The sequence below is a fragment of the Sphingomonas psychrolutea genome, from assembly GCF_014636175.1.
Lineage (GTDB): Bacteria > Pseudomonadota > Alphaproteobacteria > Sphingomonadales > Sphingomonadaceae > Sphingomonas > Sphingomonas psychrolutea.
The window spans coordinates 1-26,427 of sequence record NZ_BMDW01000011.1 but is presented as its reverse complement, the minus strand read 5'-3'; the positions used below and the strand labels follow the sequence as shown (position 1 = coordinate 26,427).

Annotated in this window: 21 protein-coding genes and 1 tRNA gene; 14 read left to right on the top strand and 8 right to left on the bottom strand. The window is 64.4% G+C overall.

Annotated elements, in window-relative coordinates:
• The first annotated feature begins 56 nt into the window (after positions 1 to 56).
• The 3 genes from IEV62_RS10115 to IEV62_RS10105 are packed head-to-tail and all read left to right on the top strand — an operon-like array spanning position 57 to position 2,867.
• The gene (locus IEV62_RS10115; protein WP_188447068.1) at positions 57 to 1,184 is read left to right on the top strand and encodes an acyl-CoA dehydrogenase family protein; all 1,128 of its coding nucleotides are present in this window, start codon (positions 57 to 59) and stop codon (positions 1,182 to 1,184) included.
• Positions 1,184 to 2,062, top strand: coding sequence for an acyl-CoA thioesterase (locus tag IEV62_RS10110; protein WP_188447066.1), 879 nt, complete (start codon positions 1,184 to 1,186; stop codon positions 2,060 to 2,062). Before IEV62_RS10115 ends, IEV62_RS10110 begins: the two co-directional genes overlap by 1 nt.
• A 4-nt stretch (positions 2,063 to 2,066) precedes the next feature.
• Positions 2,067 to 2,867 carry a dienelactone hydrolase family protein gene (locus IEV62_RS10105; protein WP_229733012.1) on the top strand — a complete coding sequence of 267 codons (801 nt, stop codon included), beginning with the start codon at positions 2,067 to 2,069 and terminating at the stop codon, positions 2,865 to 2,867.
• Here the strand turns inward: IEV62_RS10105 and IEV62_RS10100 are convergent.
• Genes IEV62_RS10100 through IEV62_RS10075 form a run of 6 tightly spaced genes read right to left on the bottom strand, consistent with a single transcriptional unit; the run spans position 2,864 to position 9,569 of the window.
• The gene (locus IEV62_RS10100) at positions 2,864 to 4,561 is read right to left on the bottom strand and encodes an alpha/beta hydrolase family protein (protein ID WP_188447064.1); all 1,698 of its coding nucleotides are present in this window, start codon (positions 4,559 to 4,561) and stop codon (positions 2,864 to 2,866) included. The two genes, IEV62_RS10105 and IEV62_RS10100, sit on opposite strands and share 4 nt — an antisense overlap.
• Complete coding sequence (locus tag IEV62_RS10095) at positions 4,558 to 5,358, bottom strand: SDR family NAD(P)-dependent oxidoreductase (protein WP_188447062.1); 801 nt, start codon at positions 5,356 to 5,358, stop codon at positions 4,558 to 4,560. Before IEV62_RS10095 ends, IEV62_RS10100 begins: the two co-directional genes overlap by 4 nt.
• A gap of 11 nt (positions 5,359 to 5,369) precedes the next feature.
• On the bottom strand, positions 5,370 to 6,134 hold the full coding sequence (locus tag IEV62_RS10090) for an SDR family NAD(P)-dependent oxidoreductase (RefSeq protein ID WP_188447060.1): 765 nt from the start codon (positions 6,132 to 6,134) through the stop codon (positions 5,370 to 5,372).
• Positions 6,135 to 6,136: 2 nt separating this feature from the next.
• Positions 6,137 to 7,204: a phosphotransferase family protein gene (locus IEV62_RS10085; RefSeq protein ID WP_188447249.1), complete on the bottom strand. Its 1,068-nt coding sequence runs from the start codon at positions 7,202 to 7,204 to the stop codon at positions 6,137 to 6,139.
• Positions 7,204 to 8,289 (bottom strand): Zn-dependent alcohol dehydrogenase, encoded by a 1,086-nt coding sequence (locus IEV62_RS10080; RefSeq protein WP_188447058.1) that lies wholly within the window; start codon positions 8,287 to 8,289, stop codon positions 7,204 to 7,206. Before IEV62_RS10080 ends, IEV62_RS10085 begins: the two co-directional genes overlap by 1 nt.
• Positions 8,286 to 9,569 (bottom strand): acyl-CoA dehydrogenase family protein, encoded by a 1,284-nt coding sequence (locus IEV62_RS10075; RefSeq protein WP_188447056.1) that lies wholly within the window; start codon positions 9,567 to 9,569, stop codon positions 8,286 to 8,288. Before IEV62_RS10075 ends, IEV62_RS10080 begins: the two co-directional genes overlap by 4 nt.
• Before the next feature lie 143 nt (positions 9,570 to 9,712).
• Here IEV62_RS10075 and IEV62_RS10070 point away from each other — a divergent pair, with 143 nt between their 5' ends.
• The 4 genes from IEV62_RS10070 to IEV62_RS10055 all read left to right on the top strand — a co-directional run bounded on the left by IEV62_RS10070 (position 9,713) and on the right by IEV62_RS10055 (position 14,131).
• On the top strand, positions 9,713 to 10,957 hold the full coding sequence (locus IEV62_RS10070; RefSeq protein ID WP_188447054.1) for a TetR/AcrR family transcriptional regulator: 1,245 nt from the start codon (positions 9,713 to 9,715) through the stop codon (positions 10,955 to 10,957).
• A gap of 36 nt (positions 10,958 to 10,993) precedes the next feature.
• On the top strand, positions 10,994 to 12,178 hold the full coding sequence (locus IEV62_RS10065; protein ID WP_188447052.1) for an acyl-CoA dehydrogenase: 1,185 nt from the start codon (positions 10,994 to 10,996) through the stop codon (positions 12,176 to 12,178).
• The gene (locus IEV62_RS10060; protein WP_188447050.1) at positions 12,178 to 13,299 is read left to right on the top strand and encodes a CaiB/BaiF CoA transferase family protein; all 1,122 of its coding nucleotides are present in this window, start codon (positions 12,178 to 12,180) and stop codon (positions 13,297 to 13,299) included. Before IEV62_RS10065 ends, IEV62_RS10060 begins: the two co-directional genes overlap by 1 nt.
• A 70-nt stretch (positions 13,300 to 13,369) precedes the next feature.
• Positions 13,370 to 14,131, top strand: coding sequence for a class II aldolase/adducin family protein (locus IEV62_RS10055; RefSeq protein ID WP_188447048.1), 762 nt, complete (start codon positions 13,370 to 13,372; stop codon positions 14,129 to 14,131).
• A gap of 221 nt (positions 14,132 to 14,352) precedes the next feature.
• Here IEV62_RS10055 and IEV62_RS10050 read toward each other — a convergent pair whose 3' ends face one another.
• On the bottom strand, positions 14,353 to 14,907 hold the full coding sequence (locus IEV62_RS10050; protein ID WP_188447046.1) for a hypothetical protein: 555 nt from the start codon (positions 14,905 to 14,907) through the stop codon (positions 14,353 to 14,355).
• Positions 14,908 to 15,236: 329 nt separating this feature from the next.
• On the opposite strand from IEV62_RS10050, the gene IEV62_RS10045 reads away from it, so the two are divergent.
• From IEV62_RS10045 to IEV62_RS10030, 4 genes are all read left to right on the top strand, one after another.
• Complete coding sequence (locus tag IEV62_RS10045) at positions 15,237 to 18,047, top strand: TonB-dependent receptor domain-containing protein (RefSeq protein ID WP_308510848.1); 2,811 nt, start codon at positions 15,237 to 15,239, stop codon at positions 18,045 to 18,047.
• A gap of 83 nt (positions 18,048 to 18,130) precedes the next feature.
• Entirely contained in the window at positions 18,131 to 18,673 is a 543-nt protein-coding gene (locus IEV62_RS10040; protein WP_188447043.1) for a (2Fe-2S)-binding protein, read from the top strand.
• Positions 18,674 to 18,780: 107 nt separating this feature from the next.
• Complete coding sequence (locus IEV62_RS10035; RefSeq protein WP_188447041.1) at positions 18,781 to 19,779, top strand: RcnB family protein; 999 nt, start codon at positions 18,781 to 18,783, stop codon at positions 19,777 to 19,779.
• A gap of 86 nt (positions 19,780 to 19,865) precedes the next feature.
• Positions 19,866 to 20,546, top strand: coding sequence for a prolyl hydroxylase family protein (locus IEV62_RS10030; protein WP_188447039.1), 681 nt, complete (start codon positions 19,866 to 19,868; stop codon positions 20,544 to 20,546).
• Positions 20,547 to 20,688: 142 nt separating this feature from the next.
• On the opposite strand, the gene IEV62_RS10025 is transcribed toward IEV62_RS10030, so the two are convergent.
• Complete coding sequence (locus IEV62_RS10025; RefSeq protein ID WP_229733009.1) at positions 20,689 to 22,968, bottom strand: penicillin acylase family protein; 2,280 nt, start codon at positions 22,966 to 22,968, stop codon at positions 20,689 to 20,691.
• 232 nt (positions 22,969 to 23,200) lie between these two features.
• On the opposite strand from IEV62_RS10025, the gene recJ reads away from it, so the two are divergent.
• From recJ to IEV62_RS10010, 3 genes are all read left to right on the top strand, one after another.
• Complete coding sequence (recJ, locus tag IEV62_RS10020; protein ID WP_188447245.1) at positions 23,201 to 24,961, top strand: single-stranded-DNA-specific exonuclease RecJ; 1,761 nt, start codon at positions 23,201 to 23,203, stop codon at positions 24,959 to 24,961.
• Positions 24,962 to 25,040: 79 nt separating this feature from the next.
• Positions 25,041 to 25,115 (top strand) — tRNA-Glu (locus IEV62_RS10015).
• Positions 25,116 to 25,487: 372 nt separating this feature from the next.
• Positions 25,488 to 26,306 carry a hypothetical protein gene (locus IEV62_RS10010; RefSeq protein ID WP_188447037.1) on the top strand — a complete coding sequence of 273 codons (819 nt, stop codon included), beginning with the start codon at positions 25,488 to 25,490 and terminating at the stop codon, positions 26,304 to 26,306.
• Positions 26,307 to 26,427 lie beyond the last annotated feature (121 nt).

Here is a 26,427-nt window from a genome sequence, read left to right as displayed (position 1 = left end):
GCCCCTCTCCCCGACCCTCTCCCCGCAAGCGGGGAGGGGGAGAAGAAGGAAGAAAAATGCCCCTGTTTCTCGACGACGACCAAACCGCCCTGCAGGATACGATCCGCGATTTCGTGGGCGAGCACGCCCCCGTAAAGCACATGCGCGCGCTGCGCGACGCGAACGACGCGACCGGCTTCAGCCGCGACCTGTGGAAGAGCTTTGCCGAAATGGGGTTCACTGGCATCCTGATCGGAGAGGCCGAAGGCGGCCTCGGGCTCGGCCATGTCGAGGCGGGTGTGGTGCTCGAAGAAATCGGCCGAAACCTCTCGCCTTCGCCCTTCCTGACCACGGCGGTGGCGGCGGTCGCGACGCTGAAAGGCACTGCCCACGCCGCGCGATGGTTCCCCGGCATCCTCGCGGGCGACACTGTTGCAGCACTGGCGATCGACGAGGGCGCGAAGCACCGCGACAGCGTCGGCCTCACGGCCGAGCGTTCGGGCAACGGCTTCAAGCTGACCGGCAAGAAGCAGTTCGTCACGCACGGCCATGTCGCCGATCTGCTGATCGTCGCTGCCCGCACCGCTGGCAGCGCCGATGACGCCGCGGGCATTACGCTGTTCGCGATCCCCAAAGACCTGGCCAATCTGACTGCTACGCCCGAGCGCCTCGCCGATTCGAGCATCGCCGCGCGGCTCGATTTCGACGGCGTTGAAATCGATGCCGATGCGGTGATCGGCGATGTCGATGGCGGCCGTTCGCCGCTCGACCGCCTGCTCCGCGCAGGGCGAACGGGTGCCTCGGCCGAGCTGCTCGGCGTGGGCGGCGGCGCGATGGACATGACCGTCGGATATTTGAAGCAACGCAAGCAATTCGGTACGATGATCGGCAGCTTTCAGGCGCTCCAGCATCGCGCCGCGCATCTCTACAGCGAGATGGAAGTCGCGCGCGCCGCAGTAATCAAGGCGCAGCAACTGCTTGACGCCAACAGCGACACCGCCGACACCGCCGTCTCGGTCGCCAAGGCGATGACCGCAATGGCCACGACCTTGTCGGTGCAGGAGGGCGTCCAGATGCACGGCGGCATCGGCATGACTGATGAATATAACATCGGCTTTTACATGAAGCGCGCACGCGTGCTGGCCGAGATGTTCGGCGACGCCAATTTCCACGCCGACCGGGTCGCGCGCGCGGCGGGCTATTGATGGACGACGCGCCCACCCCCGAACAGCTCGCGCAAAAGCTTGTCGACTTGCTCGATGTCGAGGAGATCGATACCGATCTGTATCGCGGCCGGCGCGGTGACGACGGTGATGGACGCGTTTTCGGCGGGCAAGTGCTGGCGCAGGCCCTCCAGGCGGCGCAGCGCTCGGCCGATGCGGACAAGGCCGCGCATTCGCTGCACGCTTACTTCATGCGGCCCGGTGCCGGGGCGCATCCAATCATCTACCGGGTGGTCCGCGATTTCGACGGAAAGAGCTTTGCCACCCGCCGAGTGATCGCCACGCAGAAAGGCGTGCCGATCCTTACCCTGACATGCTCGCTCCAACGGCCCGAGGCCGGCCTCGCGCATCAGGATATCATGCCCGACGTGCCTGCGCCCGAAGCGCTGAAAAGTGATCTCGAAATCCGGATCGAACACGCTGACCACATCCCCGAAAGCTTCCGCGCCAATTTCATGCGACCCCGCATGATCGAAAGTCGCCCGGTCAACGCGCGGAACTGGTTCAGCCCCGAAAAGCAGGATCCGCACCAGGTAAACTGGTTCCGCGTGGTCGCCCCGGTCGCCGACGACGCGGCATTGCACCGCGCGATCCTGACCTATGCGTCCGACATGTCGCTGCTCGGCACCGCGACGCTGCCGCACGGCGTCAATTGGATGACCCATAATCTGCAGTCCGCCAGCCTTGATCATACCGTATGGTTGCACGAAGATTTCCGCGCCGACGATTGGTTGCTCTACGTGTGCGATAGTCCGTGGGCGGGGCATGCGCGTGGCTTCAACCGCGGCAAGATTTTCGCCCGCGACGGTCGGCTGGTCGCCAGCGTGGCGCAGGAAGGGTTGATGCGATTGCGGGAGTGACGGGGTGACGCTGACAACCGACATCGCCGATTTCACGCGGCGCGATTACACGTTCGATCGCGAGACCAAGCCTGTTCTGGTAATTGGCGATGCTGGGCCTGCGGTTATCGTGATCCACGAGGTTTATGGTTTCACGCCCGCGCTCGCCCGCTTTTGCCGGTGGATCGCCGAAGCCGGGATGCGCGTCTACGCGCCGATCCTGCTTGGCACGCCCGATGCGACCAACCCCGAAAAGATCACGCGTCGCCGCCTCTACGGGCTGTGCATCAGCCGCGAGTTCACGCTGTTCCGCACCGGCAAGTCGAGCCCGATCGTCGACTGGCTCCGACCGCTCGCGCATCAGGCGCACCTGGAATGTGGCGGGCCCGGCGTCGGCGTGATCGGCATGTGTCTGACCGGCGGCTTCGCGCTGTCAATGGCGGTCGATCCGGTCGTACTCGCCCCCGTGCTGTCGCAGCCGGGGATGCCGGTCTCGAAAGCCGCTGGCCTCGATATCTCGGCCGCCGATCTGGCGATCGTCAAGCGACGTACGATCGACGAGGGACTGCGCCTGCGCGGCTATCGCTTCGACGGCGATCCGCTGTCGAAGCCCGCCAAATTTGCGAGGTTGCGGCGTGAATTCGGCGATGCGTTCACCGGGGTCGAACTGCCCGATGCGTGCGCCAACCCGGACAGCGTGCTGGTCCGCGCCGGGCGCCCGCCGCACAGCGTGTTCACCGGCGACCTGATCGACGCGGATGGCGAGCCGACCCGTCAGGCCGCCGACGAGGTGATCGGCTTCTTCAAGGCAGCGTTGACCGCCTAACCCTGCGTCGCTGTCCCCGCCACGACGTACAACGTCACCAGCACGCCGGTCAGCAACGCGCCCGCGCGGTGGCTGCCGGTGCGTCGCCACGCGAAGATCGCGACGATCGCGATAACAGGGAGCACAGCGACGAACTGCAGGGCGATGACCGTCGTCAACGGATCAAACCCGGTGATCAACGTCCCGGTCGCGAAGAAGACCCCGTAGATCAGCGCCATTAAGCCACCGATCCCCCCGCTCATCGCCAGCATCGCGCTTCGGTAGCTCCGCGCGGGTGAATCCCCGCCAACGGTGAGCCCGAGCACACTGCGCTGCTGCGCGAGGAACGCCACCATAATCGGCGCGAGATAGATCAACGCAATGCCCCATTGCCGCGCATCGGGCCATTTCACCGCGACGATCCAGAAGCGCAGATCGGTGCCGAACAGTCGATCGACCGCGAACACCGCGAGATAAGCGATCGCGCTGGTCGCCAGCGCGATGCCGATCGCAGGCCCCCAGGGCGACGCCACCGACGGCACCGCGCGCGGCCCGAACCGCCGCAGCGCCAGCCCCGCCGCCGCACTTGCCAGCGCCCAGACCGCGACTTGCGTCGTCACCGTCTGCGGCAGGAGGACGGTGGCGGGCACGAGCAGATACACCGCGATGAAGCACGGATAGAAGAGCAGCGCCGGCACCAGCAGCGACAGCCAGAATCCGCGCCGCCAGCGTTCGTCCCGCGTCGTCGACGCCGCGATCGCCGTGGCGCGCAGCGGCGCGAACGCCGCGCTGCGCACCAACAGATCGAAACTGCCCAGCACGAGCAGCACGAAGCCGATCAGCGACACGCCGGTGGCGACTTCTTTCCAATACCAGATTTGGTCGCTCGACCGGCGCGGCGTGCCGCCCTTCAGCGTCTGCGCGAACCAGTCAGTCGCGTGGCCGATCGCTGCGGTCGAAATGTGATCGCCCGGATGCGTCGTCACCGGCTGATACAGCACGCGTGCTGTGCCCGCTGCTGCTGCGCCGTAAAGCTTGCCCGCGATAATGGTCTGGTCCGTCCCGAACACGCTCTTCAGCTTGGCGCTGCCATTCACATCGATCGCGCGATCGACACCCCACATGATCTTCGAGAATTCGTCATAGGTGCTGTACACCAGCGCCAGATTGCGTGGCCAAATCGGGCTGCCGTCTTTGGCGTAGGGCGCGCCGGTCGACGATCCTTCGAGCACGATTGCGCGGTAGGAATCGGGCATCGCGGCGGCCGCCGCAAGCACCGTCCAGCCGCCCATGCTGTGCCCTTCCAGCCCGATCTGATCGGGATCAACCATTGGCAACGAGCGCAGATATTTCAGCCCGTCCGGCCCGCCAAAGCCGTTCGAAAACGCCTTGCCACCGCTATAGCCGTGGCCAGTCTGGTCGAGCGCCAGCACGACATAACCGCGCCGGGCGAACTCGATCGAGAAGCCATCCTGCGTCTCGCGCGAATTGATATAGCCGTGAACAGCAAAAATGCCCGGCGCGCGGGCAGCCGGGGTCGCGGCAGCGGGCACGTAGAGCAGCGCGCTCATCACCGTACCGTCTTTGCCCGCGAAACGAATGTCGCGCACCGAAATGCCACCTGCGCTGCGCACCATCATCGCGCACGCGGCACCGCCGAGGATCAGCAACAGTCCGAGCAGCGCGAGCCAGCCGCGGTGGCGCGGCGCGCTCATACCGCCGTCTTGCCATATTCCTGGCGTGTCACCGGGTGGCTCGACGACAGCCCACCATCGACCGCGATCGCCTGACCGTTGACGTAGCTCGCATCGTCCGAGGCGAGGAACGCCGCGACCTTGGCGAGTTCCTCGGGCTGCGCACCGCGGCGAAGGGGATTGAGGCGACCGACCTTTTCCATCTTGCCCGCCTCGCGCGCATAATCGAAGGTCGGCTTGGTCATGCCGGTTTCGGTCAGGCCCGGGCAGATCGCATTGACGCGGACGTTGGAGCCAGAGAGTTGCTGCGCCGAGACCATTGCGAGGTTGATGACGCCCGCCTTGGACGCGGAATAGGCTGGCGACCCGGCGCCAGAGCGGATCCCGGCGACACTTGCCGTCAGCACGATCGCGCCACCGCCGCGTTCGGCGATCTTGGGGGCTGCGTGCTTGATCGCAAGATACGGCCCGATCAGATTGACGCGCAGCACTTCGGTGATCAGCGCGACATCGGTATCGAAGATGTTGGCCATCCCGCCCGAAATCCCGGCATTGGCGAACATCACGTCGAGCCCGCCATAAGATTCGCACGCGACGTTCACGGCGCGGATCACGTCGGCTTCGAATCCGGCGTCGATCTGAATGGCGCGGGCGGTACCGCCTGCCGCATCGATCATCGCGGCGGTTTCGTGGACCGTGTCGGCAAGGTCCGCGACAATGACGCTGCCGCCTTCGGAGGCGAAGAGCAGCGCCGCTGCGCGCCCGATGCCAGACCCCGCCCCGGTGACGATGATCGACTTGCCGCTGAACCGTGCCATCGCTCGCTCTCCTAAATCGTCACGCCACCATCAAGCACGATCGTCTGCCCGGTCATGAAGCTGCTCGCCGCGCTCGCCAGGAACACGACCGCGCCCGCAATTTCCTCGGGCTCGCCAATCCGGCGCAGCGGCACGCGCTGGTTCGCCTCAGCGATCCGTGCGGGATCTTCCCATAGCGCGCGGGCGAAATCGGTCTTGATCAGGCCCGGCGCGATGCAGTTCACGCGGACATTGTCGGGGCCGAATTCATGCGCGAGATTGCGCGCGAGTTGCATGTCGGCGGCCTTCGAAATGCAATACGCCCCGATGATCGGCGATCCACGCAGGCCACCGATCGAGGAGACGATGACGATGCTGCCGCTCTGCCGCGCGCGCATTTCGGGCGCGACCATTGCGATCAGCCAGTGGTTCGAGACGATATTGTTGTCGAGCACCTTACGGAACTGCTCGTCCGAAATCCCGGCTTGCGGCCCGTAATAGGGGTTGGAGGCGGCATTGCAGACGAGCACGTCGATCCGCCCGAAGGCGGCGCGGGTTTCATCGACGAGATGCTGGAGTCCGGCCTTGTCGGAAATGTTGGCGGCAACCGCGATCGCGCTTCCTTCGCCGAATTTCGCGTTGATTTCGGCGGCGACCGCATCGCACGCATCTTGCTTGCGGCTGGAGATGACAACCTTGGCGCCATGCTCCGCCAGTTCGAACGCGCTGGCCTTGCCGATCCCGCGCGAGGAGCCGGTAATGACGACGATTTTGCCGGTAAGATCGAATTGCGACATCGTTAAGCCCCCGCCCGCTTTGCAAAATCCCATGCAGCCGTGGAGAGCGGCCCGACCCGTTCCGCCATCTTGGCCGCCTGCGCGCTCGACGCGGTGCCGTCGACGATGCGTTTCTTGATGCCCTGGACGATCCCGGCCAGCCGAAACAGGCTGTACGAGAAATACCAGTTGAGATTGGGCAAGCCGTCGCGCCCGGTCGCCGCACAATAACGCGCGACCACCTCTTCGACGGTCGGGATGCCGCTCTCTGGACCGTCGAGTCCCATCACGCCCGAACGGCCTTCGGGTTCGGTCACCCAGTTCATCAGGAAATAGGCAATATCGGCGAGCGGATCTCCCAGCGTCGACAGCTCCCAGTCGAGCACCGCGATCACCTTCGGCGCGTCGGCGGCGAAGATCATGTTGTCGATGCGGTAATCGCCATGGACGATCGAGGTCCGCGTCTGTTCGGGCAAAGTCGCGGGGAGCCATTCGATTAGCGACTCCATCGCCGGCATGTGTTCGGTCTCGGAAGCGCGATATTGCTTGGTCCAGCGTACGATCTGCCGCTCGAAATAATTGCCGGGGCGGCCATATTCACCAAGTCCCGCCGCGACATGATCGGTGTTGTGCAGCGCGGCCAGCGTATCGACCATCGCATCGTAATGCGCGCGGCGTTCGGGCGGGGTCATCCCCGGCAACGCGCCGTCCCACAGGCTGCGCCCCTGGACCATTTCCATCACGTAGAACATCGATCCGATCACGTCCGGGTCCTCGCACAACCCGAACGGCGCCGGCACCGGGAAACCTGTCGGGTAGAGGCCCGCGATCAAGCGATATTCGCGGTCTACCGCATGCGCCGAGGGTAGCAACTTGCCGAACGGCTGGCGACGCAGGACATAGCTCTTCCCGCCCGCATCGACCCGGTAGGTCGGGTTCGACTGTCCGCCCTTGAACTTCGACAGCGCGACCGGCCCGTCGATATCGGGCATATGCCCCTTCATCCACGCAGCCACAGCACCCGCATCGATCGTGTCATCGGCGGGGAGCGGGATCGTGCCGACCATCGAGACGTCCGCGCTGTCGGTCATCATGCGAACTCGATCACCGAGCGCACCGTGTCGCCGGTGCGGAGCTTGGCGAAGGCGTCATTGACGTCCTCAAGCTTGATCCGTTCCGCCACCATCGTGTCGAGATCGAGCTTGCCGTCGAGATAGAGCCGCACCAGCCGTGGCATGTCGATCGGGAAGCGCGTCGAGCCGAGCAGCGAGCCTTGCAGCTTCTTGCCGGTCAGGAAGGTGGGCCCTGCGATTTTCACCTCTCCACCCGGCGCGATCATGCCGAGGATCGTGGCAGTCCCGCCACGCCGCAGGATCGTCCAGGCGAGCTCGGCCGTTTCGGGCCGCCCGACTGCTTCGATCGCGTAATGCACACCACCCGCAGTCAGCCCCGCAACCTTCTTGGCAAGGTCCGGGTCGCTCGAATCAAGCGAATGCGTCGCACCGAGCTTCTCGGCCAGCGCGCGCTTGTCGGCGACGGGATCGATCGCGATGATTTGCCCTGCCCCCGCGATCTTGGCGGCGTTGATCGCGGCAAGGCCAATGCCGCCACAACCGATCACGGCGACGGTTTCACCGGGGCGCAACTGGCTGTCGTTGAAGATCGCGCCCGCGCCAGTAATTACCGCGCAACCGAGCAAGGCGGCGCGGTCGAGCGGCATGGCCTTGTCGATCGCAACGCAGGCATTTTCATGCACCAGCATCATCTCGGCAAAGGCCGAGAGGTTCAGGAACGGCGCGAGCGGAGTGCCGTCCTTCAAGTTCAGACGCGGCGGCGCGCCCTTCGCGCGTCGTGTCGACGGATCGATGCAGAGCGAGGGACGTCCGGTGATGCACATCTCGCAGGCGCCGCAAAACACCGTGAAGAAGGTGATGACATGATCGCCGACCTTTAAATGCGCGACGTCCGACCCGACCGCCTCGACGATCCCGGCCGCTTCATGCCCCGGCACCGTCGGCATTGGATGCGGAAAGGCGCCATCAATGAAATGGAGGTCGGACCGGCAAACCCCGCACGCGACGGTGCGGATTAGCACCTCGCGCGGGCCGGGAACGGAGATCGCGATGTCCTCGATCACCAGTTCCGACTTGGGCGCGTATAAAACTGCAGCCTTCACCGGGTGGCCGCCAGATCACCGCTCGACACGCGATCCGCCTTATACTCGGCGTACTTGCCGAACTCGTTGCGGGCGATCGCGCGGTTGTGGACTTCATCGGGACCGTCGGCAAAGCGCAGCGTGCGCATCGCCGCCCAATCGTGCGCCAGGCGGAAATCGCCCGAAACGCCGCCGCCGCCATGCGCCTGAATCGCATCGTCGAGGATCGACAGCGCCATCAGCGGCGCTTGCACCTTGATCATCGCGATTTCCTGCTGCGCCGACTTGTTGCCAGCGCGGTCCATCATGTCGGCGGCCTTGAGGCACAACAAACGTGTCATTTCGATATCGATCCGGGCGCGCGCGATGCGCTCCTCCCACACCGAGAAATCGGCGATGCGTTTGCCGAAGGCGACCCGTGTCAGCAGACGCTTGGCCATCGCCTCGATCGCGGTTTCGGCAACGCCGATCGTGCGCATGCAGTGGTGGATGCGCCCCGGCCCGAGCCGGCCTTGCGCGATTTCGAAACCACGGCCCTCGCCCAGCAGCAAATTTTCGACCGGCACGCGGACATTTTCGAGCACCACTTCGCCGTGCCCGTGCGGCGCATGGTCATAGCCATAGACCGAGAGCATGCGCTTGATCGTCACGCCCGGCGTGTCCATCGGGACGAGGATCTGGCTCTGCTGGCTGTGGCGCGAGGCATCGGGGTTGGTCTTGCCCATCAGGATGCCGATCTTGCAGCGCGGATCGCCCACGCCCGACGACCACCATTTGGTGCCGTTGATGACATAATGATCGCCATCGCGCACGATGCTCGTCTCGATGTTCGTCGCGTCGGAGGAGGCGACCGCAGGCTCGGTCATCAGGAACACCGAGCGGATCTCGCCGTGCATCAGCGGGCGCAGCCACTTTTCCTTGTGCTCGCGCGTGCCGTAGCGGTGAAGCACTTCCATATTGCCGGTGTCGGGGGCCGAGCAGTTGAAACACTCGCTCGCCCAGCCGACCTTGCCCATCTCCTCGGCGCACAGCGCATATTCGAGATTGGTGAGCTGCGTGCCTTCGAATTCGAAGCTGTCGTCGACATGCGTCTGGCCCGAATGCGGCGGCATGAAGAAATTCCACAGACCGGCTTTCTTGGCCTTGTCCTTCATCTCTTCAATCACCGGGATCACTTTCCAGCGATCGCCTTCGTGATGCTGTTCGTCGAAGTCGGCCTGCCGGGGCCGGATATTCTGGTCGATGAACGTCCGCACGCGGTCCCGGAAATAGCTTTCGCGTTCGCTGAGTGTGAAGTCCATCGCCGCTCTCCAAATCTGCTGTTGCACGGGTCGTTAGACCGTACCGCGTTTTCGGTAAAGCGACTTTGGCGATCAAAACACGCGCATTACGCGTGCGCCCGAAAAGGACTGTTTCTTCTAAAAGATGATGTTACAGTTTCGCCATGGAGGCCATTGCAACGATCCCGCTGGAGGAAGATACCAGCACCAAGCGCTTCCGCGCCAAGCGCGACGCGATTTTGGCGGCGGCGGCCGAAGCGATCAACGAACAGAGTGCCAAGGGCATGACCTTCGCCGATGTCGCGCGCCGGGTCGGGCTCAACACGACCAGCGTAACCTATTATTTCAAGCGCAAGGAAGACCTCGCGGCGGCGTGTTTCGAATATACGCTCGAAAAGCTGCTTGCGATGCTCGACGAGTCGCTGGCCGAAGCGACGCCACAGGCACGTGTCGCAAAGTATCTGTCACTCAACATGATCCGGCTCGCGCGGATTCAGCGCGGCGAGGAGACGCCGTTCGCGATCCTTTCCGATCTGCGCGCGATGGAAGACCCGGTGCTGGGCCGGTTGATGACGGGGTGGCGCGAGGTATTCCGAAAGACGCGCAGCCTGTGGGGCCCCGCCACCAACCGCGCGCAGACCGATCTTCACGGCGGGCGCGCGCATGTCCTGCTCGAAAACACCTTCTGGCTGCCGGTGTGGCTCAACCGCTACGAGCCCGACCAATATGACCGCGTCGAGGAGCGGCTGATGGACGTGTTCGCGCACGGCATTGCCGGGCGCGACGCGCGCTGGAACCCGACGCTGATCGATCTTGCGCATGACGAACCCGAGCCCGGCCGCGAGGCGTTTCTGCTGGCGGCGACACGGCTGATCAACGAACTCGGCTATCGCGGCGCATCGGTGCAGAAGATCGCGTCCGAGCTCAACGTGACCAAAGGGAGCTTCTACCACCATCTCGACGCCAAGGATGATCTCGTGCTGGCATGTTACAAGCGCAGCCTTGACACCGTTGCCGACGCCCAGCGGCTCTCGGATGAGCGCGGCGGATCGCATTGGGAGCGGCTGTCGGGGACGATCGCCACGCTGCTCGACGTGCAATTCTCCGAACGCGGGCCGTTGCTGCGCACCACTGCGCTGTCCGGTCTGCCGGGCGACGCACGGCGCGCGATGGTCGATCGCTCAAACCGGATCGCACGGCGTTTTGCCGGCACGATGAGTGACGGTATTGCCGAAGGATCGATCCGCCCGGTCGATCCGCTGGTCGCGTCGCAGGCGTTGATGGCGATGCAAAACGCCGCGTTCGACATGCGCAAATGGGCAAGCACCATGTCCCGCGAACGCGCGATCGGATATTATGCGTCGACGCTCGCCTTTGGGCTGTTCGACGATCGCGTGCTGGGGCAATAGCCCGACGCCACCTATCCGTAGTTTCTGGAGCTTTTCATGGCCGACATGGCGCGTTTCGATTGGGCTGACCCCTTCTTCCTCGACGATCAGCTGGAAGACGATGAGCGGATGATCCGCGATTCGGCGCGCGCTTATGCGCAGGACAAACTCGCGCCGCGGATCGTCGATGCGTTTCAAAACGAAGTGACCGATCCCGAGATCTTCCGCGAGATGGGCGCGCTCGGGCTGCTCGGCCCGACGGTGCCCGAGCAATATGGCGGCGTCGGTGCCTCCTATGTTGCTTACGGTCTGGTCGCGCGCGAGGTCGAGCGGATCGATTCGGGCTATCGCTCGATGATGTCGGTGCAGTCGAGCCTGGTGATGTACCCGATCCTGAGCTTCGGGTCGGAAGCGCAGAAGATGAAGTATCTACCCAAGCTGGCCACCGGCGAATGGATCGGCTGTTTCGGCCTGACCGAGCCCGATGCCGGATCCGACCCCGGCAGCATGACGACGCGCGCCAAGAAGGTCGACGGCGGATATCTGTTGTCGGGTGCCAAGACGTGGATCAGCAACTCGCCGATCGCCGACGTGTTCATCATCTGGGCCAAATCTGAGGCGCATGGCGACGGCATCCGCGGATTTATCGTCGAGCGTGGTGCCAAGGGTCTCGAAACCCCGAAGATCGAAGGCAAGCTGTCGCTCCGCGCCTCGATCACGGGCATGATCCTGATGGACGAGATCGAGCTGTCCGAAGACGCGCTGCTGCCCGATGTGCAGGGGTTGAAGGGGCCGTTCGGCTGCCTCAACCGCGCGCGCTACGGGATCAGCTGGGGCGCGCTCGGCGCGGCGGAATTCTGCTTCCATGCCGCGCGGCAATATGGGCTCGACCGGCAGCAGTTCGGCACGCCGCTCGCCGGGCGGCAGCTTTACCAGAAGAAGCTGGCCGATATGGAAACCGAGATCGCGCTTGGGCTGCAAGCGAGCTTGCGGGTCGGGCGATTGATGGATCAAGGCCGCTTCGCGCCGGAGATGATCTCGATCGTCAAGCGCAACAATGTCGGCAAGGCGCTCGATATCGCGCGGATGAGCCGTGACATGCATGGCGGCAACGGCATCAGCGGCGAATATCAAGTGATGCGCCATTTGATGAACCTCGAGACGGTCAACACTTACGAAGGCGCGCATGACGTCCATGCGCTGATCCTTGGACGCGCGATCACCGGCATCGCGGCGTTTTGATGACCGCCCCTGCCCCGCTGTCCGGCCTGCGCATCCTCGAATTGGCGGGGATCGGTCCCGGCCCGTTTTGCGGGATGATGCTCGCCGATCACGGCGCCGAGGTGATCCGCGTCGTGCGGCCGGGCGGCGGCAGCGGGGTGACCGACGATGCGCGCGATCCGCTGCTGCGATCGCGCCGAACGATCACGCTCGATCTGAAGCGGCCCGAAGCGGTCGCCGCCGTCCGCCGGATCGCGGCGACGTGCGACGGGTTGATCGAGGGCTTCCGCCCCGGCGTCATGGAGCGACTCGGACTCGGACCGGATGTGCTGATCGGCGCCAACCCCAGGCTCGTGTTCGGCCGAATGACTGGGTGGGGCCAGACCGGCCCGCTTGCCGCCGAACCGGGGCATGACATCGACTATATCGCCATTTCGGGGACGCTCCACGCACTGGGCGTGGCGGGCGGGAAGCCCGTTGCGCCGATCAATTTGCTCGGTGATTTCGGCGGGGGCGGGATGATGCTCGCCTTCGGGATGCTCGCCGCGATCCTGCAAGCGCAGGCGACGGGGGTCGGCCAAGTGGTCGATTGCGCGATGACCGATGGGTCGGCGGTGCTGACGACGATGATCTGGGGCATGCGCGGGCAAGGCCGCTGGCGCGATGCACGCGGCACCAATTTGCTCGACGGCGGCGCGCATTTCTATGACAGCTATGAGACCGCCGACGGCAAATGGCTCGCGGTCGGCGCGATCGAGCCGCAATTCTATGCCGCTTTGCGCCGCGTGATGGCGCTCGACGGCGCCGAATGGGACGCGCAATTCGCGCCCGCTGTCTGGCCCCGGCTCAAGCAGGAACTGGCCTATCGCTTCAAGCAACGCGACCGCGACGATTGGGTTGCGGCGTTCGCGGGGCATGAGGCCTGTGTCGCGCCGGTGCTCGGCTTCGAGGAGGCGACGCAGCACCCGCACAATGTCGCGCGCGGCACCTTCGTCACCGCTGGCGACATTACACAGCCGGCCCCTGCCCCGCGTTACTCGGTCAGCGGCACGGTGCCGCCGCGCATGGGCATTGTCGAAGACGGCGCGGCGATCCTCGCCGAAGCAGGGCTGAGTGCCGCCGAGATCGCCGCGCTTACCTGACGCAAGCGGGTTTGCGCGACCATACCGATCATGCGATAATGTCGCCAAAGACCCGATCAGGAGAAGCGTTATGGCCACCGCCGCTGTCAGCCCGTCGCAGATGACCGAAGCCGAATGGGAGACGCGCCAGCAGCTCGCCGCCTGCTACCGCGTGTTCGCGATGCTCGGTTGGTCAGAGATGATCTACAACCACATCACGCTGAAAATCCCGGGCGAGGATGGTGCATTCCTGATCAATCCCTTCGGGCTGCACTTCAGCGAAGTGACGGCATCGAGCCTGGTCAAGATCGATATCGACGGTAACAAGCTTGACGACTCGCCCTACCCGGTGAACCGTGCCGGCTTCGTGCAACATGCGCTGTTCCACCGCCATTTGCCCGATGCGCATTGCATCATGCACACGCACACGACGGCGGGGATGGCGGTTAGTTCGGTCGAGGGTGGCTTGCGGCCAACCAATTTCTACGCCTGCAATTTCGCCGGCCAAATCGCATACCATGATTTCGAAGGCGTGACGGTGCGCGACGAAGAGGGCACCCGCTTGCTCGAGCATCTCGGCGACAAGCGCGTCATGCTGCTGCGCAATCACGGCATATTGGTGATGGGCAAGACGCTGCCCGAGGCGTTCATCAAGCATTGGTCGCTGCAACGCGCATGCGAGATCCAGATCGCGACCTGTTCGATGGGGACGCCGCTGGAAGTGTCGGACGCAGTGGTCAAGGTGCATCAGCGCGATCTGCACATGGCGCAGGTGCCGGGCGGCGCGGGTGCCGCGGATTTCGCCGCGATGGTACGCCTGGTCGACAAGATCGATACCGGCTGGCGCGCATGATTTTTCGGCGCGCTGTCGCGGAAGTTTAGGCTAAGTTTAGGGATAGAACGGTCGTAATCAGCGGCCAGGTCGCCTGCATGGAATGCGTCTGGCCGCACCGGAACGCACGCGCCCAATGGTCCTGCGGCGCATGCGGGGGGTGTGTCCCGACGGTGTGAAAGAGCCGCCGCGAGGATGACAGAAGGCACGCGTGTAGGACAGCGCCGCCTGCCGGGTATGTGTTACGCCCCGACCCGCCGCAGCACCGAGCGATTTCGCGGCAGCCAGACGTCCTGACCGTCGTCCACCGGATTGACCTCTTTCAGCGTCGTCATCGCATCGCCGTCGCGCGTGGTGGTTTCGCGCACCTCGGCAATCTGATCACCGTCCGTGCGCGTTTCGGTGGTGACGATCGTCCAGTGCGATACATCCGCGCCCGGCTCGACCTTGACGATTTTCTCCACGCCGACGTCGGTCGCGCGGGAACGGCGGAAACTTGCGTAGCGCACCGTCGCCGCGGCGGGATCGACTGCATTAACCGTGGTGATCGTGACGATCCCGGTCTTGGGCCCGTCGTCATATTGCGCGGTGCGGATCGTCGTCACTTGATCGGGCTGAGCCACGATCGTGACCGTCATCGGCAGGCCTTGCCAAGTGTTCGACTGATAATCACGATATTGCAGTTCACCCTGCCAGCGCCCTGCGGTCTGTGCCAGCAGTGCCGCGGCCCCTGCATCTTTGTCCGCCGCTAGAGCGGGTGCGGCGAGGAGAGCGAGAAGGATCGTCAGATCGCGCAAAACCGGTCTCCGGGCGTCGGGGTGGGCGCTACCTTCATATGTCGGGGTTGAGACGCGGGCAATCCTGCTACCCCTTGAGCCGAAGCCATATCCCAACGCCGGCCAGCCGAGAGCGTGTTCGGTAGCGTCGCATGCCACTGGATCATTCCGGCCCAATAACGATGATCCGTTGCAATACAGCAACACTGCGTAACGATAGTGGAAGCCACCACGCAAATAGCATTCCGGGGGGTTGGCAACGGTGCAAAATCGGCGAAACATGATGTCCTATAAGGGGAACAATAATGACGAGATCTGCACTTCTGTCGTCCTGCCTTCTTACTGGCGGCGTGCTCCTTTTTACAGCCAGTCCGATACAGGCGCAAACCGCCAGTGCGCCGGCGACCGCCACCGCGGACGGCGAAGACATTATCGTCACGGGATCGCGTATTCGTCGCGATCCGCTCAATCAGGATTCGCCGGTGACCACGCTTGACCGCGCGGCGCTCGATCAAACCGGCCTCAGCAGCATTGCCGACATCCTCCAACGCCTGCCGAGCGCCGCAGGCGGCCTCAACACGAAGGTCAACAATAGCGGCAATATCGGCAATCCGCCCGATGGCGGCGGCGTCGGCGCCGGTTCGGCGAATATCGATCTGCGCTATCTCGGGGCCAAGCGCACGCTGGTGCTGGTCGACGGGCTGCGCTTCGTCAACGGCGCGAGTGCCAGCGGCATTCCCTCGACCGTCGATTTGAACACGATCCCGGCGAACATGATCGAGCGAATCGAAGTCCTGCAATCGGGGCAGTCGCCACTCTATGGATCGGACGCGCTCGCCGGCGTCGTCAACATCATCACCAAATCGAGTCAGAAGGGCTTGCAGGCGTCAGCGCAGTTCGGAACCTTCCGCCAGGGCGATGGCCATACGCAGGATTACAATGCGAGCTATGGCATTAACGGTGCCACGACGAACATCGTGTTCGGCGCCAGCTACGTCAAACAGGAAGCCGTGCGCACGAGCAACCGCGCGATTTCGCAATTTCCCAATCCGGGCCAGACCAGCTGTACTGACCCGATTGGCGGCTGCAGCAGCGCACCTTTGCTCGGGCGGTATGACGTCAACGGGCAGAGCTTGACGCTACGCGCCCCCGTCATCGGGCGCCGACCCGTGTATGACCCGACGCTCGCAACCGGGGATTTTACGAACTTCACCTCGGCCGCCCGCTTCAACTTTTCGCCCTTCAACTATTTCCTGACCCCGTCGGAACGCTATGGCGGGTTCGTCAATATCAAGCAGGAATTGTCGTCCAGCGTCAATTTGCGCGTCAAGGCGGTCTATTCGCACCGGACATCGCAGAATCAGGCGGCGTTCCTGCCCCTGTTCATCGGTCCGGATGCCGGGAATGGCAATTTGCTCGACACGATCACGATCGATGCGAGCAACCCGTATAACCCGTTCGGCACACTCTCGGCGGGCAATCCGGGCGATCCGCCCGCCAATTATTCGACGGTGCGCCGTCGCCTCGTCGAGGCCGGGCAGCGCACCTACACGCAAGACGTGAACACCATGTCGATCACGGGCGGCCTCGACGGGTCGTTCACGGTCGGCGCGCACAAATGGTATTGGGATGCGAGCGCTGTCATCGGGTTCAACGATGCCAAACAGTCCTTCACCGGCAACGTCAACGCAGCGAATTTGGCCCGCGCGCTGGGGCCCGTGTCCAACTGCACCGGCGCCTGTGTCCCGGTGAACATCTTCGGCGGGGCGGGATCGATCACGCCCGATCAGCTTGCTTATATCACCTATACCGAGCGCAACCGCAGCGCGCAGGAGCTGCAGGACTATACCGCGAATTTGAGCGGCGACCTGTTCGAACTGCCGGCCGGACCGGTGGGCTTCGCGGTTGGCTATGAACATCGCTACCAGAAGGGCAGTTTCGATCCCGATCCGATCACGGCGGCCGGGCTGAGCTCGGACATCCCGTCGCTTCCCGCCGTCGGCAGCTACACTTCGAACGAAGTTTACGGCGAGCTGCGCGTGCCGGTCTTGAAGCAAACGCCGTTTTTCTATTCGCTCGATCTCGACGGGGCCGTGCGCCATGCGAACTTCTCGCGCAGCGGCAGTACGACGACCTATACGGGGAGCGCGACGTGGAAGCCCGTGCGCGACGTGTTGCTGCGCGGTTCCTACGCGACCGGATTCCGCGCGCCAGCGATTGGCGAGTCGTTCGGTGCGGCGTCGCGCGCCGATGCGCCGATCGACGACCCCTGCACCAACGTCGCGGGATCGCCGTATCGCAACAATGTCGGCAGCGTTCGGGCGAATTGCACCGCCAATGGCGTGCCCGCCAATGGCAGTTATCAGGAGCCGAATGGCGGCCAGTTGGGCGTCCTGACCGGCGGCAATCAGAATCTGCGGCCCGAAACGTCAAAGACCTTGCTGTTCGGCGGCGTCTATTCGCCGACATGGGCGCGTCGGGGCTTTGCCAGCCAGTTGAGCCTTGAGGTCAATTATTATGACATCAAGGTCGACAATGCGATCGCACCGGTCGACGCATCGCTAACGCTCAGCCGCTGCGCCTTCAGCGGCGATCCACTCAGCTGCGCGGCGATCACGCGCACGCCCAACGGCCTGATTTCGCGGATCAATGCGCAGCTGCAAAATATCGGCAGCATCCGCACGCGCGGGATCGACGTGATCGCCACGTTCCGCACCAAGAAGACGACCGTAGGCACCTTCGGACTGACCGGCAGCGGCAACTTCCTGATGAAATATAGCGAGACTTTCCCGGCCGCAGTTGGGTTCACCACGACCAATTATCTGGGCACCACCCGCGGCTTCCCCGACCAATCCTATCCGCGCTTCAAGGGGAATGGCACGCTGGATTGGGCAATGGACAGCTTCAGCGCATCGTTCACGGGCCGCTATATCGACGCCGTGCGTGAGGCCGACGGCACAAAACTAAAAAGCACGTTCTATGGCGACGTGCAGATCGGGTACGCGTTGTTTGACCGGAAGCTTGGGCTGACGGTCGGTGTGAACAACGTCTTCAACCAGGATCCGCCCGCATGCTTCAGCTGCACCGGCCCGAATTATGATCCCACCACCTATGATGTGCCGGGTCAGTTCGGCTATCTCCGGATTTCGTACAAGATGTAACGGGTCGCCCGAGCGGTGCAATCGGGCGGCAGCGTCGGAAACGGGTCATTTCGCTATCGCGCGCGCGGCGCTATCGTAGCGACATGACCCGCTTCACCGTTAACAATCAGCCCGTACATTATAAGATGGACCCGGACACGCCGTTGCTGTGGGCGCTGCGCGATGCGTCGAATTTGACCGGCACCAAATATGGCTGCGGCACGGGCGCGTGCGGCGCGTGTACCGTCGATATTGACGGCGAGGCGGTGCGATCGTGCCAGCGGACGATCGCCGCGGTCGAAGGGAGCTTCGTCACGACGATCGAGGGCCTGTCGCGCGAGCGTACGCACCCGGCGCAAATGGCGCTGATCGCGGGGAATGTCGTGCAATGCGGCTTCTGCATTCCGGGCATCGTAATGGCGGCGTCGGTGCTGCTGAAGAAGAACCGCAACCCGAGCGAGGACGATATCCGCGCCGGGATCACCAATCTGTGCCGCTGCGGCATCTATCCGCGGCTGATCGAAGCGATTTTGCTGGCGGCAAGCGTGCAGCGCGGCGACGAGACGATCGATGCGCCACCGGCGCCGGGGACGTCTCCAGCGGATGCCGCGCGCGAGGTTCCGGCGCTCATGCCGCGCAATCGATAATCCTTTCTGATCGCTGTCAGCGCAATTCAGGCACGGCTCATCGCCAAGAGGATAAGACGAGTTCAACGACCGGACATGGCGTCCGGACGAAGATTGAGGATAGTTTGATGCGCAAGTCTTTGCTCGCCGCGATCATGGCGGCTTCTGCGTTGATCCCGGCGACTGCGTTTGCGCAGGATGACGGCAACGGACGACAACGCGGTCCCCAGCAGGAGCGCGAGGACCGCCCGCAGCGCGAACAGCAGCCGCAGCGCGAAATGCGCGCGCCCGAAGCGCGGCCGCAGTTCCAGCAACCCCAGCAGGTTCAGCAACCGCAACCCCAGCCGCAAGCGCAAGCGCGCTTCGAACGACCCGACCGGGGCAATCGCCCTGATTTCGGCGGTGGGCGCGGCGACGGGCAAGCGCGCGGCGATTTCCGCGGGGGGCGTGGCGAGATGCAGGGCGGGCCCGCAGCGGTTCGTGCGCCCGTGGCGGTGCCGCAAGTGCAGGCCCCACCGCAACAGCAAGCACAGGCACCGCGCGACGGCCGGTTTGGCGATGGCCGCCGCGACGGGCGACCGGACTTCAACGGCGGGCAACCGCCGCGCGGGGAGGTTCGCGGGGAGGTTCGGGGTGATCGGCGCGACGATCGTCAGGATATCCGGCGTGATGGGCGACAGGACTATCGTGGGGACGGGCGTCAGGACGGGCGTCAGGACGACCGGCGCGGGTATGATGCACGTGGCGGCGACCGGCGCGGCTATACGAGCGGCTATAACCGCGGCTGGGACGGCAATTGGAACGGCAACAACCGCAACTGGAATCGCGATTGGCGGCGCGACAATCGCTACAATTACAACGTCTATCGCAACCAGAACCGCGATATCTTCCGCCTGCCGCGCTATTACGCGCCATACGGCTGGGGCTATGGCTATCGGCGTTTTTCGATCGGCTTTACGCTGAGTTCGATCCTGTTCAACCAGGATTATTGGATCGACGATACCGATTATTACCGCTTACCGCCGGCTTACGGTCCGTATCGCTGGGTGCGCTATTACAATGACGCGCTGCTCGTCGATATCCGCACCGGCTATGTCGTCGATACGGTCTACGACATCTTCTGGTAAGCGACTGAGGCGATTGAAACGGGGGTCCGCAAGCACAGGCCTGCGGACCCCTTGTTTTTTGGGGCGAGGCGGGCAAAGTCTTGAGCATGGCTCTCTTTGCAAAAAAACCCAACGGCGCATCCCCGGTGCGCCGCTTGTTCGGGGAAACGGTGTCGCTGCGGCTCGCCAACAATCCGGCGGTGAAGCGCGCCAAGGTCGATACCGCGCACATCTATCATTATCCCGATTTCCTCGATGCCGCGACGTGCACCCGGTTGTGCAAGCTGATTGATGCCAATCGCCGCCGATCGACCGTATTGGCGGCAGAAACAGTCCAGGAGTTCCGCACCAGCGAAAGCTGCGACATGGATCGCTGGTCGCCCGAAGTCCGCCCGACCGACGAGGCGATCGCGGACTTGCTCGGGATCGATCCGGTGCATGGCGAAACGATGCAGGGCCAACGCTATGCGGTGGGCCAGCATTTTCGCGCGCATTTCGACTATTTCAACGAGAAACAGCCCTATTGGCCGAAGATGATCGAGACCGGGGGGCAACGCACCTGGACCGCGATGATCTATCTCAACACGGTCGAGGAAGGCGGCGCGACCTGGTTTCCACAGATCGGCATCAAGGTGGCGCCGAAGCGCGGGCTGCTGCTCGCGTGGAACAATATGAACCCCGATGGCAGCCGCAACGACCAGACGCTGCACGAGGGTATGCCCGTGGTGAAGGGCACCAAGTACATCGTGACCAAGTGGTTCCGCGAGGGGAATTGGATTCGGGAGTAGCGGATCAATCATCCCCTCCCTCTTCCCCGGCGCAGGCCGGGGCCCAGTTGCGAAGGTCGATGTCGTCGAGCGCTTCGCCCGATCATTGCTGTTTCGCGACTGGGCCCCGGCCTTCGCCGGGGAGGGGCAGGCAAAAGAACCACTACTCCGAAATCCGCACCACCTTGCTCCCCCCATCCGCCGCGATCTGCGCGGGCGTAAAGGGCAGCCGGTGCCATTTCTTGACCGAAAACGCGCGGGTCTGGTCGGCATAATAGGGTGACGCCGGATCGGTCGCTTGCGAATAGCTGAGCAGCGCATCGGCGACCGGCCCGGCGGCATCGAAGCCGACGACTTGGATGTAGCTCGTGCCGTGCTTCGGCACGATGCCGCCTGCCACGACATCGGCTTGCTGCACGTTCAGCACGCCAAGCGTGCCCGCCGCGCCGTGGATCGGGATATGGTCGGTCCCGCGCACGGCAAATTGCACGTCGCCCCAGCGCGCATCGAGCGCAATGCCTTCCTTGCCGAGCCGCGCAACCGCCGATCGCAGCGCCGCGAGCAGCTTCTCTCCCGCAGCCCCGCTGGTCACCAGATCGCGCGGCGTGTGGACGGCATCGGCCTGATCGAACGGCACGGCCCATTGCGGGGCCTTCACCGCATCCCAGAACGCCGCGAACAGATACGCGCCGCGGCTGTCGAGATCGTAGCGGCGGTCCCACCCGGCGAGCGCAGCACAGGCGGCCTTGAGGTCATCCTGCCCGCGACACAGCGCCAAGATCGGATCGACCGCGAGTTCGGCCGCGAGGCTTTTGTTGGCGAAGGCCATTGCCTCGGCGCGGGGCTGGTCGATTTGCGTGCCGGCGAGGCCGTCGGTGCCGCCCAAGCGCCGCTCGATCTCGAGCAAGCCCGAACGGGTGCGCAGCGAGCGCGCGGTCTCCGCCGCGCCCAGGATTGGCGAGCGGACGATCGCCGGAACCTTGGGGTTGCTGAGCCAGTAGGAATCGTTGCTGTTCGCGACATAATCGCGCCGTTCGAGCACCGCCTGATCGCGTGCGGGCATCAGCCCGGCGACCGCCGTGCCGGGGGCCTTGTCCCAGTCGCACGCGCTGCGGCTGCCATCGAGCAGCACCAGCCGCCCGGCAAACGCCGCCGAGGCGGGCGTGGCGCATTCCTTGACCTTGGCGGTCGAGACATTGGGGACGGCGGTGACATCGGCATGCATCGCATTGCCCGCGCGATCCGCGGTGATCGTATTGACCCACGGAATACCCAGCGTCCGCTCGACCGCCGCGCGGACTTCGCCGACATTGTGCGCCTGCCCGATCACCAGCCAGGTATCGAGCGCACGCTGATTGTTGTGGTTGGCATCGCGCAGCGTGAAGGCCGTGGTCTTGTTCCACACGAACCCGGCGAGCGGATTGGCGATGAGCGGGCCGTAGCGCGTCGCGTACAGCGTCCGCACCACCGGCGCAGCGCCATCCGGCATCGGCACGCTGATCGTGCTGCGCCGCATCTTCTCGCTCTTGCCATCGACGAGATAGGCGGTCGGATCGGCGGGATCGAGCTTGAGCTGGAACACCGTGAAATGCTGGGCGGCGGTGACGGTATGCGTCCACGCGACATCCTTGTTGAAGCCGAGCGTGACGATCGGCCCGCCCGCCAGCGTGACACCCATCACGTCATATTTGCCCGGCAGGGTCAGGTGCATTTCGTAGAAGCGGCTAGGCCCGGTCCACGGAAAATGCGGATTGCCGACGAGCAAGCCGCGCTTATCCGCCGTCACCTCCGATCCGAACGCCCAGCCATTGCTGCCGAAACCGACGTCGCGGGGACGGAGCGGATCTTCGGACGGCGCGAGGCTAGCCTGCGCGACGCCCGGCGGTGCCGCGAACACCACCATCGGCGCGAGCGCGAGCGAACTTGCCAGCAGCATCTGCTTCTCGGTCAGCCGCAGCATGTCGTCGAGGGCAATCGGCCGGACCCACGCCTTGCCGCGACACGCCACCGGCACGCCCTGCGGCCCGAGATCGCGCAGCGCCTTGTTATAGCCGGCGAGATAGCCGCGCACCAACGCTTGCGTTGCCGGGCTGGCCTTGACGAAGCCGCTGCGCAGCGCGGGCAGATCGACGATCGTGCGGAAGAACAGGTCCGACGACAGATTGTCGATCCGGTCGAAGCCGAGCGTCGCGGTCCCCTTCGGGCCCCACAGGCGGGAGCGATCCCCCGCGACGGTCGCGAATTCCTCGGCGAGCATGCACAGATTATCCTGCGTATAGGCATAGGCCACGCCATAACCGAGCCCGCCCCAGCTGTTCGCGCGGATGTGTGGGATGCCGTAGGTGGTGCGCGTGATGGTGGCGGCAAAGCGCGGGGCTTTGGCCGGCGCTCCGGTCGCGCACAGCAACGCTGCGCCTGCTGCGAGGCTTGCCAGATACCGCATCGTGTCTCTCCCTGTTTTGGTGACGTTTGCACGGCGCGTGCCGCCCGCGCAACCAAACATCATCCACCCCGGCGAAGGCCGGGGCCCAGTTGCGATGGTCGAGCTAACGAAGCGCAACGCCAAACCATAAATGTCGCGCAACTGGGCCCCGGCCTTCGCCGGGGTGGATACCATCGCCAAGAAGAGCCGCCGCATTGCCCCCTGCCCCCACAACCCGCTACGACGCCCGCACATGAACGTCCTCAACATCAAACAGTCGATCCTCGGCCAGCCGTGGCGCTGGCGCATGCTGGAAACCGATGCGCGCGATCCGGGGTTCGCGCCCGACGATCTCGTCACGCAATTGCTGCTCGCGCGCGGTTGTCCGCGCGATGCGCTGGAGGCGCACAAGGCACCGAGCATCCGCGCCTTCATGCCCGACCCGTCGATCTTCCGCGACATGGACCGCGCCGCCGATCGCCTCGCCGATGCGGTGCAAGCAAGCGAGCAAGTCGCCGTGTTCGGCGATTACGACGTCGACGGCGCGACCTCGGCAGCGCTGATGATCCTGCTGCTGCGCGATCTCGGGCTCGAGGCGCGGCCCTATATTCCCGATCGGCTGATGGAGGGCTATGGCCCGTCGGGCGCGGCGCTGGTGCGGTTGAAGGACGAGGGCGCGAGTCTGATCGTCACGGTCGATTGCGGCGCGCAAGCGTTCGAGGCGCTCGAAATGGCGCGTGTCGCCGGGGTCGATGTCGTGGTGGTCGATCACCACAAATGCGCCGCCGCCCTGCCCCATGCGCATGCGCTGGTGAACCCCAACCGGCTCGATGAGGTGGAGGGGGCGGCGCATGGCCATCTTGCGGCGGTCGGGGTGGCGTTCCTGCTCGGCGCGGCGCTGATCCGGACGCTCCGCGCGCGGGGCTATTTCACCGCGCGGGCGGAGCCGAAATTGCTCGATTTGCTCGATCTCGTCGCGCTCGGCACCGTTGCCGACGTTGCGGCGCTAAAAGGCCTCAACCGGGCGTTCGTGGCGCAAGGCCTCAAGGTGATGGCGCAGCGCCGCAATATCGGCCTCAACGCGCTGATCACGGCGTCGCGACTGACGCGCGCGCCGACCTCGACCGATCTCGGCTTTGCACTCGGGCCCCGGATCAATGCCGGCGGCCGCGTCGGCAAATCCGATCTCGGCGTTCGGCTGCTCACCACGCGCGACCCGGCCGAGGCCGAGCGAATCGCGGTCGAGCTCGACCGGCTGAACGAGGAACGCCGCGCGATCGAGGGGATCGTGCAGGAAGCGGCCGAAATCATCGCCGCGACCAAGAGCAACCACGCGGTCATCGTCGTGGCGGGGCGCGGCTGGCATCCCGGCGTGATCGGCATCGTCGCCGGGCGACTGAAGGAGAAATTTGGTCGCCCTGCGCTCGTCATCGCGCTCGACGAAATGGGCGTGGGCAAGGGCTCGGGCCGCTCGATCCCCGGCGTTGATCTCGGTGCGGCGGTGCTGGCGGCGAAGGAGCACGGGCTGCTCGTCGCGGGCGGCGGGCATGCGATGGCGGCGGGGCTGACCATTGCCGAAGACCGGATCGAAGCGTTCGGCGATTTTCTGGCCGAACGGCTCGACGCGACCGTGGCGCGCGCGATGGGCGATCGCGCGCTGCTGCTCGATGCGGTGCTGACCGCGAGCGGGGTCAACCCGACGCTGGTCGCGGCGATGGAGGCGGGCGGGCCGTATGGCATGGGCTGGCCGCAGCCGCGCGTCGTCGCGGGGCCGGTGCGCGTGATCAAGGCCGATATCGTCGGCAACGGCCATGTCCGCGCGATCGTTTCGGGCGACGGCGGCGGCACGCTCAAAACCGTCGCGTTCCGCCAAGCTGACACCGCGCTCGGGCAAGCGCTGCTCGGCGCGCCGCCGCACCGCAAACTGTGGCTGGCGGGGCGCGCCAAGATCGACGATTGGGGCGCCCGCCCCGCCGCCGAGCTGCATCTGGACGATGCCGCATGGGCCGATTGAGCATTTCGCTGCACACAGCGCTTGACCAGCGCCCGCGCTTTGCCTAACCGACCCTCCGCACCCGACACGTTCCGGGTACGGCCCCTTCGTCTAGCGGTTAGGACGCGGCCCTTTCACGGCTGAAGCACGGGTTCGATTCCCGTAGGGGTCACCATGTATTATTTTTCAATGACTTAGCGTGGTTTGAGACATCAATGTCTCTCATCGATGTCTCACAGTGCATGACTCCTTCCCATCGCCCCTCACCCATACGGCCGGGCGAGCGGTTGACTGCGACTGCTGCGGCTAAAAGCTGCGTTGAATCGCGCACGCCAAGAAGCTCGGGGCAACGGGCCAACGTTCTGGCGGCAGTCTCGATTTCGCTTCAGCTCGGCGCGACGACACAGCGACCAACACATCAGGCATCGGGCGAGCCTAGCTCGATGAAGTCGGACTGCTCGCAGTGACGGCAGCCTTTGTGTAGAGGTCGCCGGGGCTCCAAACTTGCCGCCGAAAATTCCGTCACCACGCCCATCGGGATGAGCCATTGCCAACCCTGAAGATTTCCGCTCGCCGATTATCCGATTTCTCTGGTCCACGCCGCAAGAAGCCACCCGTAAATCGGCAGAAACGCGAGCTTGCTAAGCTGCTTTTGGCCGAAAGCGAGCTCATCGCAATCCTGATGAGGGATGCTGCGTTGCGGGCGGCGTTCGAGGCCGGCGCAGGGGTCCCGAGAGAGCCTATGTCAGTATGGACGGATTCTGACCAAAGTTATCGCTTCACAGAGCTTGCACCCAAGCACCTCCCAAGATGGCACAAGCTGTCAGAAGCCATGAAGATGTTCATCGCATTTGATCTGGGCATGGAACACCGGGTTTGCTTTAGCATCACGGCAAACATAGACCCAAGGATGATCGGTCGATGGGCCACGGCGGGCAGCGACATCATGCCCAACTTTGAGCAGCGCATACGCAGAGCAATGAAACGCCAGGGCATCTCCTCGCTACCGTTCGCGTATATCGTAGAAACGAAAACCAAGCGAGGATCACGACAGTCTCGACCTCATATCCACGGGCTCGCGGTGTGCGAGGATCTCCTCGACGCCACACGGCTCCAGGTCGCATTGGAACAGGCGCTCGTGCCGGGACTGACTTGGCAGGGCAGAGGACGCGCGGTCTGGGTCAAGCCGGCGTACGATAAGGATGCTCCGATCGTTGGGGAATTTCTGGGCCGAGGCTCCTGGATGGACTACATCATCAAGAACGCGCACCGTTATGACGTGCGGCTCGGCAAGCGCAGAGTGTTCATCAGCCACAGCCTCACCGATCTGATCCGCGAGGCCTGGGCGGTTCGTCGGGAAGATTGACCTCTGCGGTGGGGTCGCGAAGTGAGCTGCTGCCGGTTTCGTGGACACCAAGATAAGGTGTTTTCGGAACCGGAGGGTGTAAATGCAACGACGGAAGTTCAGCCGAGAGTTCAAGCTCGAG

Bases quoted from the DNA above. Each gene is read 5' to 3' on its own strand.
- IEV62_RS10065 (WP_188447052.1), top strand. From the start codon at position 10,994: ATGGCCGACATGGCGCGTTTCGATTGGGCTGACCCCTTCTTCCTCGAC.
- recJ (WP_188447245.1), top strand. From the start codon at position 23,201: ATGAACGTCCTCAACATCAAACAGTCGATCCTCGGCCAGCCGTGGCGC.
- IEV62_RS10060 (WP_188447050.1), top strand. From the start codon at position 12,178: ATGACCGCCCCTGCCCCGCTGTCCGGCCTGCGCATCCTCGAATTGGCG.
- IEV62_RS10070 (WP_188447054.1), top strand. From the start codon at position 9,713: ATGGAGGCCATTGCAACGATCCCGCTGGAGGAAGATACCAGCACCAAG.
- IEV62_RS10095 (WP_188447062.1), bottom strand. From the start codon at position 5,358: ATGGCACGGTTCAGCGGCAAGTCGATCATCGTCACCGGGGCGGGGTCT.
- IEV62_RS10030 (WP_188447039.1), top strand. From the start codon at position 19,866: ATGGCTCTCTTTGCAAAAAAACCCAACGGCGCATCCCCGGTGCGCCGC.
- IEV62_RS10115 (WP_188447068.1), top strand. From the start codon at position 57: ATGCCCCTGTTTCTCGACGACGACCAAACCGCCCTGCAGGATACGATC.
- IEV62_RS10055 (WP_188447048.1), top strand. From the start codon at position 13,370: ATGGCCACCGCCGCTGTCAGCCCGTCGCAGATGACCGAAGCCGAATGG.
- IEV62_RS10110 (WP_188447066.1), top strand. From the start codon at position 1,184: ATGGACGACGCGCCCACCCCCGAACAGCTCGCGCAAAAGCTTGTCGAC.
- IEV62_RS10100 (WP_188447064.1), bottom strand. From the start codon at position 4,561: ATGAGCGCGCCGCGCCACCGCGGCTGGCTCGCGCTGCTCGGACTGTTG.
- IEV62_RS10025 (WP_229733009.1), bottom strand. From the start codon at position 22,968: ATGCGGTATCTGGCAAGCCTCGCAGCAGGCGCAGCGTTGCTGTGCGCG.
- IEV62_RS10090 (WP_188447060.1), bottom strand. From the start codon at position 6,134: ATGTCGCAATTCGATCTTACCGGCAAAATCGTCGTCATTACCGGCTCC.
- IEV62_RS10035 (WP_188447041.1), top strand. From the start codon at position 18,781: ATGCGCAAGTCTTTGCTCGCCGCGATCATGGCGGCTTCTGCGTTGATC.
- IEV62_RS10040 (WP_188447043.1), top strand. From the start codon at position 18,131: ATGACCCGCTTCACCGTTAACAATCAGCCCGTACATTATAAGATGGAC.
- IEV62_RS10075 (WP_188447056.1), bottom strand. From the start codon at position 9,569: ATGGACTTCACACTCAGCGAACGCGAAAGCTATTTCCGGGACCGCGTG.
- IEV62_RS10085 (WP_188447249.1), bottom strand. From the start codon at position 7,204: ATGACCGACAGCGCGGACGTCTCGATGGTCGGCACGATCCCGCTCCCC.